14 protein-coding genes are annotated in these 18,289 nt (G+C 55.9%); 5 read left to right on the forward strand and 9 right to left on the reverse strand.

The window, feature by feature from the left end; translation table 11 throughout:
- Window positions 1-42 precede the first annotated feature (42 nt).
- The 5 genes from L6990_RS00960 to galU all read right to left on the reverse strand — a co-directional run bounded on the left by L6990_RS00960 (window position 43) and on the right by galU (window position 5,392).
- A complete protein-coding gene (locus tag L6990_RS00960) occupies window positions 43-942 on the reverse strand; it encodes a LysR substrate-binding domain-containing protein (protein WP_237202204.1) in 900 nt (299 codons plus the stop codon).
- Entirely contained in the window at window positions 939-1,424 is a 486-nt protein-coding gene (locus L6990_RS00965) for a DedA family protein (protein WP_237202205.1), read from the reverse strand. The genes L6990_RS00960 and L6990_RS00965 overlap by 4 nt, the downstream gene beginning before the upstream one ends.
- A 308-nt stretch (window positions 1,425-1,732) precedes the next feature.
- On the reverse strand, window positions 1,733-3,337 hold the full coding sequence (locus tag L6990_RS00970; RefSeq protein ID WP_237202206.1) for a CYTH and CHAD domain-containing protein: 1,605 nt from the start codon (window positions 3,335-3,337) through the stop codon (window positions 1,733-1,735).
- A gap of 131 nt (window positions 3,338-3,468) precedes the next feature.
- Entirely contained in the window at window positions 3,469-4,338 is an 870-nt protein-coding gene (locus tag L6990_RS00975; RefSeq protein ID WP_237202207.1) for a hypothetical protein, read from the reverse strand.
- A 148-nt stretch (window positions 4,339-4,486) separates the two neighbouring features.
- Entirely contained in the window at window positions 4,487-5,392 is a 906-nt protein-coding gene (gene galU, locus L6990_RS00980) for a UTP--glucose-1-phosphate uridylyltransferase GalU (protein ID WP_237202208.1), read from the reverse strand.
- Window positions 5,393-5,498: 106 nt separating this feature from the next.
- On the opposite strand from galU, the gene L6990_RS00985 reads away from it, so the two are divergent.
- Window positions 5,499-6,140: a 5-formyltetrahydrofolate cyclo-ligase gene (locus L6990_RS00985; RefSeq protein ID WP_272879250.1), complete on the forward strand. Its 642-nt coding sequence runs from the start codon at window positions 5,499-5,501 to the stop codon at window positions 6,138-6,140.
- 41 nt (window positions 6,141-6,181) lie between these two features.
- Window positions 6,182-6,364, forward strand: coding sequence for an FmdB family zinc ribbon protein (locus L6990_RS00990; protein WP_237202210.1), 183 nt, complete (start codon window positions 6,182-6,184; stop codon window positions 6,362-6,364).
- 262 nt (window positions 6,365-6,626) lie between these two features.
- Here L6990_RS00990 and L6990_RS00995 read toward each other — a convergent pair whose 3' ends face one another.
- The 4 genes from L6990_RS00995 to L6990_RS01010 form a co-directional block, all read right to left on the reverse strand.
- Window positions 6,627-10,556 carry a DEAD/DEAH box helicase gene (locus tag L6990_RS00995; RefSeq protein ID WP_237202211.1) on the reverse strand — a complete coding sequence of 1,310 codons (3,930 nt, stop codon included), beginning with the start codon at window positions 10,554-10,556 and terminating at the stop codon, window positions 6,627-6,629.
- Between the two features lie 95 nt (window positions 10,557-10,651).
- Window positions 10,652-11,110, reverse strand: coding sequence for a cell shape determination protein CcmA (locus L6990_RS01000; protein WP_237202212.1), 459 nt, complete (start codon window positions 11,108-11,110; stop codon window positions 10,652-10,654).
- Between the two features lie 4 nt (window positions 11,111-11,114).
- Window positions 11,115-11,870 (reverse strand): MurR/RpiR family transcriptional regulator, encoded by a 756-nt coding sequence (locus L6990_RS01005; protein WP_237202213.1) that lies wholly within the window; start codon window positions 11,868-11,870, stop codon window positions 11,115-11,117.
- A 103-nt stretch (window positions 11,871-11,973) separates the two neighbouring features.
- On the reverse strand, window positions 11,974-13,623 hold the full coding sequence (locus L6990_RS01010; RefSeq protein ID WP_237202214.1) for an alpha-glucoside-specific PTS transporter subunit IIBC: 1,650 nt from the start codon (window positions 13,621-13,623) through the stop codon (window positions 11,974-11,976).
- 281 nt (window positions 13,624-13,904) lie between these two features.
- Here L6990_RS01010 and L6990_RS01015 point away from each other — a divergent pair, with 281 nt between their 5' ends.
- From L6990_RS01015 to L6990_RS01025, 3 genes are read left to right on the forward strand one after another with little or no spacing between them, the layout of a single operon-like run.
- The gene (locus L6990_RS01015; RefSeq protein ID WP_237202215.1) at window positions 13,905-14,744 is read left to right on the forward strand and encodes an endonuclease/exonuclease/phosphatase family protein; all 840 of its coding nucleotides are present in this window, start codon (window positions 13,905-13,907) and stop codon (window positions 14,742-14,744) included.
- A gap of 32 nt (window positions 14,745-14,776) precedes the next feature.
- Window positions 14,777-16,522: a glycoside hydrolase family 13 protein gene (locus L6990_RS01020; RefSeq protein WP_237202216.1), complete on the forward strand. Its 1,746-nt coding sequence runs from the start codon at window positions 14,777-14,779 to the stop codon at window positions 16,520-16,522.
- Window positions 16,522-18,237 carry a glycoside hydrolase family 13 protein gene (locus L6990_RS01025; RefSeq protein WP_237202217.1) on the forward strand — a complete coding sequence of 572 codons (1,716 nt, stop codon included), beginning with the start codon at window positions 16,522-16,524 and terminating at the stop codon, window positions 18,235-18,237. Before L6990_RS01020 ends, L6990_RS01025 begins: the two co-directional genes overlap by 1 nt.
- Window positions 18,238-18,289: the final 52 nt, after the last annotated feature.

The following is an 18,289-nucleotide window of genomic DNA, read 5'->3' on the forward strand; positions in this document are numbered from 1 at the left end:
GTGAAGCTAAGCCGACGTGTAAGCCATTTCAATGCCTGTTTCTTACTTTTTATTGCGGCCTGCCGCCCCGCCTTTTTGAGCCTGGTATTGGCGAATGTTGCCGTTTTTGCGGGCGTTGCGTTTTTTGCGGTCTTCTAGTTCGCGGCGTTTGTTGGCGGCTTGGCGTTTTTGTTTGGCTTCTTCTTTTTGGCGGCGCTGTTTTTCCAGGGCTACTTCTTTGCTGTCGCTGCCGCGGTTGGAGGCTGCGGTACGTCCGCGGGTGATGCCTACGAAGTCTTGCAGGATTGCTTCGCGGTCGTCTTCACGGAGTTGGCGTTTCCAGCAGAGGAGTACGGGGCGTTCTTCAGCGCCTTGGAGGGGGCGGTGGGTGAGGTCTTTGCGGTGGTAGAAGCGGGCTACTGAGAGGGGCGCGATCATTAGTCCGACGCCGGCTGCTACAAGCTCAACGGCGTCCTTGCGGTTGCGCATTTCGGGTAGCTCGCGGGGGTTGTTAGCGCGGTAATCTGCTGAGATTTCTGCCCACTCAGGCACCTCATCGGGAGCTTGCAGTAGGTATTCTTCGGCGAGCTCGGCAAGAGGCACTTCCTCCAGAACGGTGAGTAGGTGTTCCTTGGGCATAAGTACGACCAGCTGCTCGCGGTAGAGCTCGATGGCGTGGTACTTTTTCTTGTCGCGGGCCTCTGGCTCATCTTCGGCGCGCAGGATAACCATGTCGGCGAAGGCGTCTAGAGCATCTAAGCCGCGGGCTTCTGCCAGCGCAACCTCGGTGAGAGGGGCTATCGCGCTGTAGCGTTGCTGCCAGCGATTGAACCATTTACCGGGCATAATTCCCGGCACGAAACCGATGCAGATGCCCGGGACTTTGCCCACGCGCTCGTAGCGGGCAGTTTCCTCGTCAATGAGGAGGTGCGGATGGTTGAGGATAGCTTCGCTCAGAGTCACAGCTTTTCCACTTTCTTGAGAGCTTCAGCAGTTTGCTTCCGCTGGTTGAGGCGATAGAAGACGATGATTGCGCCCAGGAGGGCGATGAGGGCCAGGGCGATGATAGGATTTTCAAGCCATGCCCACACTACTGCCATACCGACCGTTCCATAGATGATGCCCCAGATGAGCGTGCCGAGAAGCATGGCAGGTATCCAGCGGAGGAGGGGCATCTGGGTGAAGCCGGTCGTGATGATGACGGCGGTTTGAAAGCCTACGGTCACAAAACAGGCTGGGACGGCAAGCACGCCCCAGCGGTTCACAAAACTTCTAGCTTGCACATAGGCGGGGTGGCGCATCAGGCGTGCGATTTTCTGAGAATGACGTCCGCCTGCGGCAGCTAGTCTCCCCAGCGAATAGATGATGGATGTGCGAATGACGCCAACGGCCCAGAAGAAGCCAATAGCGGCGCTCCAGTGCAGGGTGTCTAGCCATTCTCTCATTTGCTCAAGTTTACCGGCTTGCGGGCGGCTCTAGGGCAAGACGTTAGACAGGACACCTCAAGAGCTTCACCCACCCATAATTAGGTAATCCTTACTCTTAAATCAGGCAAACCAAAATTAATATCTCGTAAAGCTAGCCAAAGAGCACTTAATTAGGTTATATTTTTATTACCAAATAGTTGCTGAGCTTGTGGGAAGCAACGTAGCTAGAAGGTGTCGAAGATTTTTCTTCTTCCTGTGTGTGATGCAAGGCGGAGGTACCTCAGGTACCTCCGCCTTACTCTTTATGACGCCTCCAGGCTAGCTAGCTACTTCAATTTGAGCTGTTTCAGTTCCTTCATCGCAGCTGGAACTTTCTCTTGCAGTTCGCCCCTCACCAGGTCTGCCTGCCCATCGCTGTAGCCCTGCAGGTAGAGATAGGAAGGCTTCTCGCTCTCCGGGGCCTGCGGTGCGCCGCCAGAAAGCCAAGCGGTAAAGGTCATTTCATCGGTGAGACGGCCTAGGTGACTCTGCAGCTCTTTGGTCATACTCAGCATGTTGGACTGGTCCTCAGTCAGGGGTAAGCCAGCGACCTGACAGGAATCTAAGGTGTAGCGAGCTGCCTTAACCATCTTGCGGATATCGTGCCAGGACTCGTCGGCCTCCACCCCGGCTTCTCCCCCAGGGTGCGCTTCATAGGTTTTCAGAATGCCCTTACGCAGGCGCTTAGCTACTTTATTGAGATAGTTTTCGCTGTTAAGGGGCAGATCAGCGCTCATCGTCACATCAGCGATCAGTGCCCCTAGTTCTCTCTGCACCGCTAGTCGGCGAGCTGAAGCGCTGTAAGTGAGAGCTTCTTGAGTCCCCACCTGCATCTGTTCTTGGGCGCGGCCAGTCAGATGAGAGAGATCCCCGGCAGCAGGGTTCCCCCGCTCAGCCAGCATGTCAGCCAGCAGCTCCCCATTGCGGTTGGTCTCGAACACCTCAGCATAATACTTCAGTTCGCGGGTAAGCTCAGCTAGGTGCTCATCCACCTCTGGGCTTTTAGCGTAGGGGCGCACCATGTACTTAATGGTGCTGCGTAGCTGCCTGGCAGCGATACGGCCGCGGTGGGTTGCGTCCTGCACACCGGCTTTCAGCAGAAGGTCAGCTTGTACCAGTGCTAGGCTTTGGTTGGTCAGGATGGTGGTGAGCACCTGCGCAGAACTGGGCAGGGTGACCGTGGTGCCCGCGCGTCCCTTACGTTTTTCCCGTGGAGCTTGCGTAGAGGGCTGCGAGCCGCCCTTATCGCCCTTGAGCCTGCGTTCAAAATCAGCGTCCTGCCCCAGAGCCCGAGCAATTTTTGCACTCGACTGCGAAGGTACTGCACCGGCAGCAGTTAGCACTGTTTCCACCTCTGAGAAAACCTTTTGAGCCAGCTCTTCATTCTCTTCAGCTGCCGGCAGCAGCTCAACTTCCCACTCGCACCAGGTTCTTTGTATTCCCGTGGAATAGTCCACCGCTCTCACGCTATCTTCACAAATCTCAGCGACATCGCCGGTGCCTGCAAGAGACAAAACGGTACGTTGACGGTCGGTCGTCAAAGAAACCCTGGGCACAAGGGTCTCATCGAGAATGGCAGCCCGAACAAAATCAGTCACCCTATCGGGCACATCTAGTGCATCATCCGTGGGGTCAAAGCCCACTTCATGGCGCCCACCCGCTGCGTCGAACTTAATGTGCCATCCCTGGTCATACCCCCCGGTACGGCGGCGAACAGCTATTTTATGGCGCCCCAGACTCTGCGTTTCGGTATCGAAATAGGTGGCATCCAGATGTTCGCTGACAGTTGGGGCTCCCACCAATTCCTTCATGGACCAGCTCAGCTGAGGCATAGGAGCTCCAGCGTCTGGCATCTCGTATTTACGCTCAATCTCAAGATGGTGGGACACCATAGGATATAACCCTTCGCAGTGGGAGGTAGACATGTTCATCACGCCAGGAAGCAAGCATGATACGCCTTAAGAGTACTCAGCGCCCCGGCTCTCTTCCAAGAGAGTGGGCGCTGAGCGAAAAATGAATTGTTTTAGGCTCGACGTCGGCGTAATACATCGTCGAGGTCAAAGCTAGCTGCTTGAGCCAGAGTCTTGCTACGGCTCTTCGGTGCTGTGTCGCGCTGCAGTGGCTCAGGAGTCACCGTGTGGACCACAGGGGCGTCCAAATAGGTGGGTCGCGGCACTTCTACGGGGCGCCAACCGCTATTGGGCAGTTCATCGTCCAGACGCAGGCGGGCGGGCGCCTCACCCGAAGCTGTTAGGGGTAGAGGCTCAATGGGAGCCCTGCGGGGTACATGCTGAGTGCGCGCTGCCCGCAGAGCTTTTACAGCGTGGTTAACCGGGAGAGCTTGCCTGCTCCGTTCAGTGACCTGCGGGGCATGCTTAAGTTCCGCTGAAACATCGCGGCTGGGCTTTGGACCATACGCAACATGGCTTTCAGAACGGTAAAGAGCAGATAGGCTACGTGACCTATTACGATCTTGCACAGCCCAAAAACGTAGAAGCCCCAGCATGAGCGCCGAAAACGCCAGGAAAAATACAGGAAGCCACCAATTGACCGCGCCAAAAGCTGCCACGAGAGCCGTTATTACGGCGCCTAAAAGCAAGAAAACAGCCCCGCCAAATATAGCCAGGCGGCCACGTTTGCCCACCGAAACTCGGGGCGAGGAAGCGCTAAGGGCTGAGGGTGCAGGTGCAGAATCCGCCGAGGGCTGGAGGCTACCGTCTGTGTCCTGATGCTCAATTGCCTCCAGAACGGCGTCTTCTAGAACGTCTTCAGCATAGATTTCTGCACCGAACGGAGCTCTAGATTTCGCCCTAGAGTTACGTCCTGTGACGATATATAGCCCTAAGAGAATGCAAAGAGTGACAATAACGCCCGAAGTACTCAAAAGTGCCACAGTTTGCCCCTCTCATTAGCTGAAAATCTATCTGCCTTATTGTACCGCAGAAGTGACGGGGAATATTTTATGTACCGGATACAGAAATGGTGCGCCTCACTCTCTTTAGAGAGCGGGGAGCACCATCGTCTATTCGCTTAAGTGAAGCTTAGATTTCAGCAGCAAATTCCTTGATCCACTGGCGCAGATCTTCGCCGAGGTCATCGTTTTCAGCAGCCAGAATCACGTTAGCCTTCAGATAAGAGAGCTTATCGCCGGTATCAAAACGGCGTCCCTTGAAGACAACACCGTAGACACCTTCGCCTTCGCCCTGCCCCTGAGCTAGGGTCTGCAGAGCATCGGTCAGCTGAATCTCGTCACCGCGGCCAGGCTCGGTCTTTTCCAGTACTTCGAATACCTTGGGTGAGAGGACATAGCGCCCGATAATTGCCAGGTTTGAAGGAGCCTCTTCACGAGCAGGCTTCTCTACAAGACCGGTCACCTTAACGAAACCGTCTTCACCAGCAACTTCTTCAACCGCTGCGCAACCGTACGCTGAAATCTGATCCTCGGGGACCTCCATCAGTGCTACGACAGACCCACCGGTCTTCTGCTGCACAGCCACCATAGTGGAAAGGAGGTCTTCCTTCTCATCGATCAGGTCATCGCCCAGCAGTACAGCGAAAGGCTCGTTACCCACATGCACCTTACCGCGCAGAACAGCATGGCCCAGCCCCTTGGGGTCACCCTGTCGAACGTAATGAATTTCGCCCAAATCGTTTGAATCCTCGACGCTCTTCAGCAGTGCGTCCTTCCCTTGATCTGAGAGCTGCTGCTCAAGACCGGGTACGCGGTCGAAGTGATCTTCAAGAGCACGCTTGTTGCGGCCAGTAATCATCAAGACATCGTCGAGGCCGGCACGAACAGCTTCCTCTACAACATACTGGATAGCGGGACGATCAACCACAGGTAGCATCTCTTTAGGAGTAGCCTTGGTTGCGGGCAGAAAGCGAGTGCCGAGACCAGCAGCAGGAATTACTGCTTTGGTCACGGTGAGTGATTTTTGTTCAGTCATAACGTTCAGAATACCTAACAATGGTGCCTAATAGCCCGTGGGGGCGAGCACAGTATGAAGATTTCTGGCTGAAGTGTCTACGAAATAGGAAGGTTGAGCTCCCGCGATGTCCCCCATACAAACTACAAATCTCTCAGGAAAGACTGCGCACGATAAGCACCTGTTGAGATTCCATATACGAAAAATGCGCCAACGGTTCCCTGCATCGCAACAAACAGCTCAGGGGTTCATTAGAGCAATAGAGGCTGAGGTGGGCTCTTCCTCTGCTCACCTCACCGTAGCTGCCTTCTTGCCATTGGGTTCAGAACCCCCCATCAAAAAAGCTCTGGGGAAACTTGTCGCCCGTGGCCACACCATTCTGGTCCCCAGAGTCCTTCCACATCACCAGCTATCGTGGGTGCGGTGGACGCCGGGTGCAGCTATGTCTACTAATGCTTTGGGTATAGAAGAGCCCCTGGGCGAGGAGCTGACCTCCTCCGCTTTTCTTGAAGCAGACTTACGCCTCGTCCCTGCTCTTGCCTATGACGTGACCGGTAGGCGCCTGGGTCAAGGCGGGGGCTACTACGACCGTCTCCTAGAAGAGCTGGGGAACAGCACCCGTAGCCGCTCCACGGTGGGCGTAGCCTTTGAACGCGAAATCCTCACCAAGGTTCCAGCCGATCATTGGGACGCCCGCCTAAGCTACGTCCTCACTGAAAGCGGGGTTTACTGCTTAGGAAAAGCTGGCTCCAGCGAGCCGGTAGAATAACTCTTTGATTGACACAGACACCACCATCGCAAGGAGCACCCGTGCCCGTTTACGTTTATCAATGCAAAAGCTGTGACCACGTTTTTGAACAGCATCAGTCCTTCACCGAGGACGCCCTTCGCACCTGCCCCGAATGTAAGCAGGAGACGCTTCGCAAGAAGTTCGGCCAGGTGGGTGTTGTCTTTAAGGGCTCAGGGTTCTACGCCAACGACAAGGGAAAATAGGGGCTAGAGACCCTGCGCCCCTCGCATACCAGTTTCAGACCCGGTTCTGGTAGTGCGGGGGGCGTTGCTCTTTAAGCCAGGCATCTCGCTTATCCCTCGAGTCGCCCTCCCCACCCTGAGCGTTAGTGGGGTCTAAACCAGCCAATTTGGGCTCCGCACCGGTGAAGGGTGAACCACCGGTGGCACGCCGATTACCGCGCCTGCGGCGGGGTGTAGCTGAATAGCTGTCGCTGCCAGCTTCTGTATGATCCGGCGTAACCATCTATTTGCCCTCGTGTTCTACACCCACGTAGCGGCTCATACGCTTAACCACTGCCTCTGGGTCGGTAAAGACCTCAATGGTCCAACCGGTCATATGGTTCCAGCCGGTGCGAGCAAGTAGCTCGGGCAGTAGTCGGGTTCGTTCGCGGACGCTCATCTTTGCATAGGCATCAGTACCATCTGAGATGACGGCCAGGGGAACCCGGCGCGGAGTCACCTCACCGTTCTGCTGCTGCTTGCGAGCGCGGGGGCTGGCAACCGCTCCAGCGATCAAGGACTCGTCATCGCCGGTCAGCACTAAGGACATCACATCATTGTCCACTTCGTGGAGTGTAACGCCCTGGGCACCCAGCCTGCGCACGAGGTCGCTCAGTAGCCAGTCCCCCATGTCGATGGCATCGAGGTCATCGTGTCGCAAGAATTCGTTGACCGGCAGTTTATCGGTGATGGGTGCGGTGATTGCTTGCTCTGCCTTTGCGTCCCTGTCTTTACGGTAGGCCAGCAACAGGCGGTAGATATCGAAGGCTCCCTGCTCCAGGCGCTGGGGGTCCAGGTCTTCGGGGGTTAGGCAAGTCAGCATGCGGGTAAGGTGCCTAGCTCTGGTCAGGGCGAGCACAAATTTTTGACGCCCGCCGCGTTCTGAGAGGGCACCAAAGTGGTGGGATGCTCCGCGGGAAGTCTTGCCAGCACCGAGAGCAAAAATAATGACGTCGCGTTCTATGTCGGCAGCTCGGGTGAGATCCACGACTCTGAAAGGTTCTTCTCCGGGAGCAAAAAAGCTCGCGAACTGGGGGTACTGAACCAGTAGGTCCCGCACCGCTGCAGCAATCCGTTGGGCATGGCGCGGTGTAGCTGTCACTACCGCCAGGCTTTGCTGAGGGGTGCGGTAGGCGTGCTCAATCACCAGCTCTGCAGCTCGTTGGACTTCTGGGCTGGGTGAATCGAGGTTGGCGTTATCCGAGATTTTACCCTCGGTCTTCACTACCTCAACGGTGAGGGCTTGGGCGCCCTCGGTAATATCTTCGCCCCAGGGGTAGCTGATGAGCTTATCTTCATAGAAATGCTCATTGAGGTAGGTGAAGAGAGCAGGGTCAAGGGCCCTGTTAACCATTGCCAGCGAGCGAGAGGGCAGGGTTTGTGAGAGCGCATCAAAGGTGCTCACCATGCTCTGTTGCTTGGGTGCTGGCAGGTTGCGGGTCACCGCTGAGACCATGAAGGGAGTGGGGAAACCGCTGTGCGGGTCGCCGAGCGCTATCACCTGTTCAGCGCGAGTGAGAGCGGGCAGGTTAGCGGCCAAAGGGGTTGATTCAGCGTCCAAGAGAATCACTGCGTCAAACCGCATCGTGGTGGGGACGCTGCGAGACAGCGCGAAGGGGCTGGTCAGCCAGAGAGGTAACAGGCTGGTCGCCATAGATCCGGCTTGTTCCAGCAGTTGCATCAGCTCGAACCGGTGACCGCGTAGTTGACTGCGCAGGTAGGCTGCGCCGTGTTCGTCGCTCTCAATACGCTGCTTCCATAGCTCAGCCAGGTTGGAGTGTAGCCTGGCGCTACCAGATGAGACGAAGGAATAGTCGGCGCGGCGGAAGGTCGTTTCGAGCTCTCGTAGAGTCGCGCCATCGAGAATCTCAATCTCGTGCGACTGAAGCATCATTTCAAGGGCTGTCTGCCACCAAGCTAATTCGAGTTCGGCAGCCAGCGCATCTTCTGGGACTTGACGCTCATAGAAGTCTCTGAGCAGCTCGGTGAGCCCTGCGTCTTGAAGCTCTGTGAGAAGGTCAACCCGTTCAGGCAGGGTGTGTAATAGTTTCTCTTCATTGATGAGAGCCGCAAGCCGGTTCTCTAAAACGCTAAGCTCGGTGTTGCCGAAGTCCGTGCCCTGAGGCGAATCTTCAAGAACGATCGCTAGCCCGACAAATTCTTCCTGAAGGCGTAGGTAGGCGGTCTGAAGCTCCCCCAGGTTGTCGGGGACGGTGGGCACTCGCTGGTCGGTGACCCAGCGCATCCATTCCTCGCGCTGGCTCTGAACCACAAACAGTTGCTCGTGAACATCTCCGATACTCACGCCGGGGAGGATATATTCTTTGGCAACCTTACGCAGGCGGGAACGTTGCATACTCGACATATCAACGCCGTGTTCACGCCGCCAGGAGCCGGTGGCTGTTGCTGCGATGAGGTCGGTGACGGGGCGGTCAAAAATATCGGGGCTGAAACGGGTCAGGGTATCTGAGATGCGTTCAAAGAGGTCGAGCTGGGCATGCCATTGCTCCATGGTGGCGCCCTCTTTGATGCCCGCTTCATCGGCCATCAAACGCATTTTAGCGCGCAGGCTCGCTAGAGATTCGCTCAGGTTCTGAGCGAGCTCATGGGCGGCAGCGGTCTCATCGGTGTTCACCAGCTTGGCACGGTGCCAGGCTGATGCGCGAGTTGAAGGGTCAAAACCGCCCAGCCCCGCAAGACGCTGTAGCTTCTGTGCCGTGGCGGTGCGCTGGGTCAGGGCGTCCATGGTGGAGCGGTCCAAACGGACGTGGGTTGAAGGAGCCGGGTGCTGGGCGGTGAGCGCGGCCAGGGTTTGCAGTGTCTCGTAGACAGAGCAGCCCCAGCGGGACTCGGTAAACCGCAGAGACTGGGTGTGACCCCTGAGTTTGGCCCGGGTTTCTTCTAGCTCTGTGAAGGTTTTGCTGAGGTTGGGCACGGCACTGTTTTCGTTGCGGATAACCGCCTGAATAAACTCGTTGCGGTTGGCTTCGGCGTCCTTTTCAGAGAGCACATCAAAGCAGAGGTCATCAAGCCCAGCTTGCTCAACTAGCTCCCTCACATCAGCCAGGGTCGAGCGCTTTTCGCCCACCATCAGCACCGATTTACCCTCATTCATCAACGAAGCTGCCACGTTGATAGCGGTGCGCAACTGATCTGTGCCCGGTGCGCAGGTTACGGTGAAAGAGTGCCCCAGGTATGCCAGGTCAATGACCTCCTGCTGGGCTGAGTCCGCATCGAAAATGAGCAGGTCGCTGCTCAAATCACGCGTATCGACGGGTTCACGCGTGTTCTGAATGGGCGCAACAAAAGGTTTTTCGAGAGGGTTCAGCTTGAGCCTCGCTACCTCTCTCACCAGATCGGTATGCGCGGTTGCAGGTAGCTCGCCCGTGCTTTCTTTAAGGTCAGCAAAGGTAGAAATGAAGTAGTTAGATCGGATCGTCATACCCGGCACTCCAGCGGTGCTGATACGCATCCGTTCGATGACCGGCTCAGGATCAAGCTTTCGCATGGAGTTAGCCAGTTGAGCTACATCCATGGTGCCCAGGTCAACACTGTATTCTTTTTTGATCTGGCGTACCATAGCCGGGTTGAGCTGAGCCGCGCCGGTTAGTTTTACCTCAAAGTCATCACCGTTGGGGTGCGGAGTGATTGACAGAGGCGCCATGAGAATGGGGGCGATGAAACGTTTTTCGGACACCATGCCATCTTCACGCACATCGTGGGAGAGCCAGGACGCTGTCCCGGCCACAAAATACCCGGCATCTAGGCCGTGCTCAACACTGAGCTCAAAAATTTTGGTGCGCAACGCCCGGGCAGCTACCATTCCAGCTTCGCGTTTTTCTTTATCCCGCAGAATGGTGGAGAGGCGGGTTTTGCGCCCCATGAACATCTGGGCTACACCGGATGAGTTGGCATCTGTGAGGTCAATATGAACGTAGTCAACCTCGTTGAAGTCCAGCATGGCATCTGGGCCAGTGTAGATTTCCATCTGCTCAGCCCACGCATCAAGCCCGGCGCGCACCTCGGCGTCGCCTTCCGAACTGTGCGGGTAATCTAGAGGGTGAGGAGCAGCCTCTTGGGGCTGTTCGGCTGCAACCGGACCGTGAGACCAGGGTGAACTCTGCTGGGTTGCCTGGTCAGCTGGGGTGGTGGATGGTGCCTGCGGCTCGTTCACTGAAATTCTCTAGCTTTCAACGGGTCTTCTGCTTTGTTTACCATGATAGTTGCTAGGTGACCCGCTCAATAACCGGGCCGCGCAACCGGGGCTGCTTAACGGTTGAGGAACATGTTGATATTTCCAACCACCGTGAGAAGGCTGAGCAAACCAATCAGTGCCATACCGCCCAGTAGCACCCAGCGCAGACGCGGCGCGAAAGGTTCTCCCCCGGCGTCCCAGAGCACCCTCGCATAGAAGAAGCTGAGCAAGAAACCAAGGATGTTGCCCACCAAGAGTTGCTGGGCGACAGCGAAGATACCGAAGGTTTTTTCGGTGACCTCATTTTCACTTTCAGCGCCCTTGAGCAGACCCGCCATAATCAACGACATACATGCCCCCAAGAAGGACAGTGCAATTTCTGGCTGATTCAGCATCTCCTGCAAACCTGCACCACTGATAGAGGACGCAGAATACTGATAGAAGAAGAAGACAAAGGGGCTAATGAGCCAATACCAGAACAGGAAGGTGCGCATCTTGTCCAGATCGCGCAGGGCATAGAGAATAGCGTTCATCGGGTTAATTGCTTTCGAGAAACTGAATGTACTGGCGGACCGTGTAATCAAGGAGCACGGAAAGCGCCACAAATGAATGGAAGGGGTCTCGCTGAAACTTGGTCACGGTGGGGGTGGCTTCATAATGCAGTGAGATATCTGCCGCCGAGGAGATGGTGTTGACTCCGGGTGCCGTAATGGCAATCATGGGGATTTTGCGTGCTGTCAGGGTTTTGACTGTATCAAGAGCACTTGCGGTTTCACCGGATAGGGACACAATAATCATGAGGTCATCGGGGGTGATGGCACCGGTGCTACCTCTAAATTCACTACTGGCGGGAATCACGTGGGTGAATTTTCCGCAGGACAGCATTGATTTAGAAAACTCAGAGATAGCATTACGCTGGGCGAAGCCGGTGCCGTAGCAGTATATGGTGCGGGCTTGGTGCAACATTCGGGAGACCGCGTCAAAGTCTGCGCCCTGCAGACCCTCATAGGTCTTAAGGATGTCCTCGCGCCCGCTTTCAAGGAAATCTGCGTTAGGTTCATAGGTTGAGCTCAAAGAACTCTTGACAAAGAACTTTAACTCTGCAAAACCGCTAAAGCCCAGTTTTTTAGTCAAGCGAATGATGCTGGACGTTGAAGTGAAAGTTTTATGAGCCAGTGCGCTAATCGTTGAGTCAGCAACAAACTGCTCGTTATTGAGCATGAACGCAAGTATCTCGCGTTCGGTTTCACTCAGCCGGTTGTGATGCGTGTTGACTAATTCTTGTAAATCCACAAAGGGCTCCTGCCTTCCCACTCGCTTGCTATCTCTAGCGTACATGTGTTGAAGCTCAGGAGCCCTTTTGGCGTTCAGCTATCTAGCTAGTGCCAGAGTGGGTTTACTTGCCCTCGTTGACCAGTTCTTCGAACTTGTCACGAACCTGGGGGACGTCCATACCAACGATGACCTGCAGAGCCTTGCCCTTGTTGACCAGGCCTAGAGCACCGGAGGACTTGAAGTCAGCCTCGGTGCCGACCAGTGCGGGGTCAGCAACTGACACTCGCAAACGAGTTGCACAGTTGTTCACGCTGGTGATGTTCTCAGCGCCACCGAGGTGGGCCAGGAACTCAGTCGCACGCTGGGTGTAGGGGTCGTCATAGGTTGCGGTAGCTGCAGCGGGTGCCGCGGCTGAAGCTGCTACTACTGAGCCGTCCTTGTTCAGGGTGCCAGCCTTCTTGGCTTCCTTGTATTCAGCCTTGGTGTAAAGCTTGGTCTCTTCACCTTCAACTTCACGACCGGGGGTGTTGAAGTTGAACTTGAGGATCAGGAAGCGGAAGACCACGAAGTAGATCAGGGTAAAGCAGAAACCGATAGCGATCTGGGTGAGAACCATACCGGAGTGGTTGGGCCACATGGGGATCCAGTTCTGGAAGAGGAAGTCAATCAGACCGCCGCCCATGTTACCAACAACGCCGAAGCCGTACATGGTAGCTGCCATGGTAGCTGCCAGAACTGCATGAACTGCGAACAGCGGGGGTGCCAGGAAGAGGAAGGTGAATTCCAGGGGCTCGGTGATACCAATCAGGATTGCGGTGAGGCAGACGGGAATCAGCAGGGCAAGGGTTTCCTTGCGCTTTTCCTTGCGTGCGGTGGTGTAGAAAGCAGCTGCGATACCGATGGGACCGAAGACCTTTGAGTTACCGTGCAGAGCGAAGCCACCACCGGGGAAGAGTTCCTTAACGGGGGTCTGGCTAGCTGCAAAGGTGTCCAGGTTAGCAACCCAGTACTTGGTGATGCCATCCGGAACCACAGCGGGACCAAAGACGAAGGGGGTGTAGATGAAGTGGTGCAGACCGGTGGGGATCAGGATGCGCTCGAGGAAAGTGTAGAGCCATACGCCGAAGACGCCGGAGCTGATGAAGAAGCCCTGCATGGACTCAATACCGGTCTGGATGGGAGGCCATACCAGGCAGAAGAGAAGAGCGACGGGCATCATCAGGAAGAAGCCGAGGGCGTAGACAAACTGGGTGCCCTGGAAGATGCCCAGGAAGTCGGGCAGCTTGGTACCGAAGTAGCGGTTGTGGAGCCATACAACGATTGCTGAGATGATGATGGCGCCGAAGATACCAGTGTCGAGGGTCTTGATGCCTGCAATCATCTTCAGACCGGTGCCGGCAGCGCCTTCTGAAAGGTCAACGTCGAAGTTCACACCGAAGTTTGAACCCCAGATGCTGAGGATGCTACCAACGAAGTAGTTGAAGGTCAGGTAGACCATACCAGCTTCGAGCACTGCACGTGCCTGAGCGGTCTTAGCCAGAGCAATGGGCAAACCCAGAACGAAGAGCAGTTCCATCTGGTTAAAGACGGTCCATGCGCCTGATTCCCAAACTGACCAGAAGTTGTACCAGCCAGTACCCTCAGCAGCGATGCTGCCCAGGAGTTGCTCGTTCTTGCAGATGATCGCGATACCAACGGCAAGACCGGCGAAAGCAAAGATGAGGACGGGGGCGAGCATCGCCGAGCCGAACCTCTGAATCTTCTCCATCATCGGTAGAGATCCCTTTCGTGTTGAGGCGCCGCGTCTGAACTCTTGCGAGGGTGTGTAGCTAGCGCCCGTGTAATAACTCAAGACCTAATATAACCAGCGTTTGACATATTTTGAGAGCCACAACCCACAATTGGTATTAATTTCAGAGATTGGAACCTTTTACAGCAGCGGGTAAAAGTTCCCCTCCCCTTCACATATTCTTTGCTTACGGCAAGGTAACACCTGTTTATAGGATGGTAGACAACTTAACCTCTTACTCCGACTTTAAGGTGAGCCCATTCATGAAACTGCTGACGCTAAACGTGCACAGCTGGCTAGAGATTCACCAGATTCCCAAGATTTACGAGCTAGCCCACTTCATCGTCTCTGAATCTGTAGATGTCGTTGCTTTACAAGAAGTCAACCAGTTTAGGCACTCCCCACTTGCTGAAGAACCCGAGCGTTTCCTCGGCGGCAACGAACGGCCGATACGGCAGGACAACTTCGCCCTTATACTCAATCAGTTCATTACTGAGCTCACCGGCCACGGCTACTACTGGGGCTGGGCTGAAGCCCACATCGGGTTTGACCGCTACGACGAAGGGGTCGCAATCCTTACCAAGTCTCCTGTCGCCCGTATCGAGATGCTCAACCTCGCGCCGTCCTACGGGTACACCGACGTGCCGCGCCGCGTGGCGCTCGCTGTTCAGTTGGGCGATGAGCACCAGGGCGCCTGGGTGGCATCCACCCACATGTCCTGGTGGCAGCGAGAAGGAGTGCACTACTTCGAGAATGAATTCAAGCAGCTTGATGCGCAAATACGTCAGCTAGCAGGTAGCGCCCCCGCCCTCCTGGCAGGGGACTTCAACAGCCCCGCAGAGGTACGCGGCGAAGGTTATGACCTCATGACATCGATGGGGTGGGTGGACACCTTTACCACTGCTCAGACCGTAACCGGCGAGGCAACCGTTCACAAACCTATCGCTGGCTGGGACGCTCTGGTCGCCGCTCAGCAACGCATTGACTTCGTCTTTAGCTCAACCAACCTACCGGTAGCTGAGCACAGCGTTATCTTCCCCGATAACGACCCTGCAGCTGCAATCTCTGACCATTCCGGTCTCTACCTCAAAATCGACCTCTAACGCCTCACTTCAACCCCAATTAGGAGTTCACCGTGACAGAACAACTAGACCAGCCCACAGCGGAAACCCAATGGTGGCAGGAGCCTGTGGTCTACCAGATCTACCCCCGGAGCTTCAACGACAGCAACGGCGACGGCATCGGCGACCTGCCCGGCATCACCGAAAAAATCCCCTACCTGGCTAACCTGGGTGTGGACGTCATCTGGCTCTCTCCCATCTACAAGTCACCCAACGACGATAACGGCTATGACATCTCGGACTACCGAGACATCATGGACGAATTCGGCACCATGGCAGACTTCGATACTTTGCTAGAAACCGCCCATGAAGCCGGCATCAAAATCATGATGGATCTGGTGGTCAATCACTCTTCTGACGAGCACGAGTGGTTCCAGCAGGCAAAAACCAGCCGTGATAACAAGTACCGTGACTACTACATTTGGAAGGACGCCGCCGGTTTCGCCGAGGACGGCTCCCCCATACCGCCAAACAACTGGGTGGCAGCATTCTCTCCCTCCGTCTGGGAATGGGAGCCGGTCACCGAGCAGTTCTATCTACATCTCTTCTCCGTCAAGCAGCCTGACCTCAACTGGGAAAACCCTGCCCTGCGCGAAGAAGTCTACGCACTCATGCGCTTCTGGCTGGACAAGGGTGTCGATGGCTTCCGCATGGACGTCATCAACCTGATCTCTAAAGACCCTGCCTACCCCGATGACCCTGCTGTAGCAGCTGGCGCCAAGACCGACTCCCTGGGGATGGCAGCCAACGGCCCTCGCGTCCACGAGTTCCTGCACGAAATGTACGAGAAGGTGCTGGCTCACTACCCCGTCATCACCGTGGGCGAAACCCCGCATGTCACCACCGCAGACGGCCTGCTCTACACCGGCTTTGACCGCGGTGAACTGCAAACCCTCTTCCAGTTCGAACATATGGGTGTGGATGCCAACCCGGATGCCAAGCTGGGCAAGTGGAATGACACCCGCTTCAAGCTGGTGGACCTTAAGCGTATTCTCTCCAAGTGGCAGGACGATCTGGCAGGCAAGGCGTGGAATGCACTGTACTGGAACAACCACGATCAGCCCCGCGCTGTCTCCCGCTTTGGCAACGACGCCCCCGAGCACCGCGTTCGCTCCGCCAAGATGCTAGGAACCGTGCTGCACTTCATGCAGGGCACCCCCTACATCTACCAGGGTGAAGAGCTGGGCATGACCAACGTTTTCTTTGATGACATCAAAGACTACAACGACATCGAAATTCACGACTCCTACGCCAAGCTAGTGGGATCAGGTGCTGTGTCGCATGAGGACATGCTGCGCTACATTTCCGCGTCAGGCCGCGACAATGCTCGCACTCCCGTGCAGTGGAGCGCAGAAAAGAACGCCGGTTTCACCGCAGATGAACCCTGGCTCAAGCTCAACCCCCGCTACACAGAGATCAACGCTGAAGAAGCGCTGGCAGATGAAGATTCGGTCTTCTACCACTACCAGGAGCTCATCAAGCTGCGCCACGCAAACCCTGTGATGGTCAATGGAACCTACCGTCTGTTGGACGCTGAAGATGAGCAGGTCTACGCCTACCTGCGTGAGGGTACCGGCAGCAGCGAAGGCCAGACCTTGCTCGTCATTGCTAACTTCACTGACCAGCAGATCGAGCGCTCCTACGAACAGCCTGCCGGCGAGCGCACTCTGTTGACCAGCAACTACACTGATGACGAAGGTGAAACCCTGCGCCCCTACGAGGCAAAGGTCTACCTCTACACTCAGAAGGAAGAAAACTAATGGCAGATCATTCAGGTAAGCAGTGGTGGAAGGAAGCGGTGGTCTACCAGATTTGGCCTCGCTCCTTTAAGGACTCCGACGGCGACGGTCTGGGCGATATCCCCGGTATTACCGAGAAGCTTCCCTACCTAGCAGAGCTGGGCATTAACGTTATTTGGCTGTCTCCGGTCTTTGCTTCGCCCAATGACGATATGGGCTATGACATCTCGGACTACCGGGCGATTATGCCAGAGTTCGGCACCATGGCTGATTTCGATACCATGCTGGAAACCGCCCACTGCCTGGGAATTAAGATTCTGATGGACCTAGTGGTCAACCATTCCTCAGATGAGCACGCCTGGTTCGAGGCGTCCCGTGCCAGCCGCGATAATGAATACCGCGACTACTACATCTGGCGTGATTCTTCAGGTCATGATGAGGCGGGAAACCCCCTACCCCCCAATAACTGGGTTTCTGAGTTCAGCGGCCCTGCCTGGGCGTATGACGAGCATACCGACCAGTGGTACCTGCACATGTTCAGCAAGAAGCAGCCGGACCTCAACTGGGAGAACCCCAAGGTTCGTCAGGAAATCTTCGATATCGTCACCTTCTGGCTGGATAAGGGTGTGGACGGTTTCCGCCTGGATGCCATCAACATCATCTCCAAGCCTGAAGGGTTGCCCGATGACCCCGCTGTAGTGCCCGGCAAGCAGACCTCTTCGATTCCTTTCGTTATCGAAAACGGTACCCGGGTGCACGAGTGGATGCACGAGCTCAACGCTCAGACCTTCGCTAAGTACGATGTGATGACCGTGGGCGAAATGAGCGCTACTCCCCCGGAGGAAGCCATCCAGTTCTCTGGTTTCACGTCAGATGAGCTACACATGATCTTCCACTTTGAGCACATGGCGGTGGATTCTGACCCCGATGCAGGCATGGGTAAGTGGTCCCGGAAGCCCGTTGACCTGGTGGAACTCAAAACCATTCTCAATGAGTGGCAGACCAAGCTAGCAGGTAAGGCCTGGGGCTCTCTCTACTGGAATAACCACGACCAGCCCCGCACCATCAGCCGCTTCGGCAATGATTCACCGGAATACCGGGAACGTTCGGGCAAGATGCTAGCAACGGTGCTTCACTTTATGCAGGGCACCCCCTACATCTACCAGGGTGAAGAGTTCGGCATGACCAACGTGCAGTTTGAGGCTATCGAGGACTACAAGGACCTCGATTCACTCAACATGTACGAGGGTATGGTGCGCCAGTACGGCACCCTGACCCACGAGCAGGCTATGGAGCTGATCTATGCCAAGGGCCGTGATAACGCCAGGACGCCGGTACAGTGGGACGACTCTGCCCACGGTGGCTTCACCACGGGCACTCCCTGGATTGGAGGGAACCCCAACTTCACCGAGATTAACGCTGCGGAGGCGGTAAGCCGTGAGGACTCGCTGTGGAACTTCTACCGTCAGCTGATTGCTTTGCGCCGCGGTGAACTGCAAGATCTCATGGTCTATGGCGGTTTTGTCCCCCTGGGTGAAGATGATGCCCAGGTTTACGCCTACGAGCGTACTGGCGAGGGTGAGAAGCTTCTGGTGATTGCCAACTTTACCGATCAGGAGCTAACCCGCGACTTCGGGCTCGGAGAGGGTCTTTCTAAGGTCATCTCTAACTACGCAGATGATGCCGGCACCACCCTGCGCCCCTACGAAGCTAAGGTCTACCGCCTAGCCAACTAGTAGCGTCCTGCACTCTGCAGCTAAGAAAACCCCTGTTGATCTTCTCCATCAA

Source organism: Rothia endophytica (assembly GCF_928381505.1).
Lineage (GTDB): Bacteria > Actinomycetota > Actinomycetes > Actinomycetales > Micrococcaceae > Rothia > Rothia endophytica_A.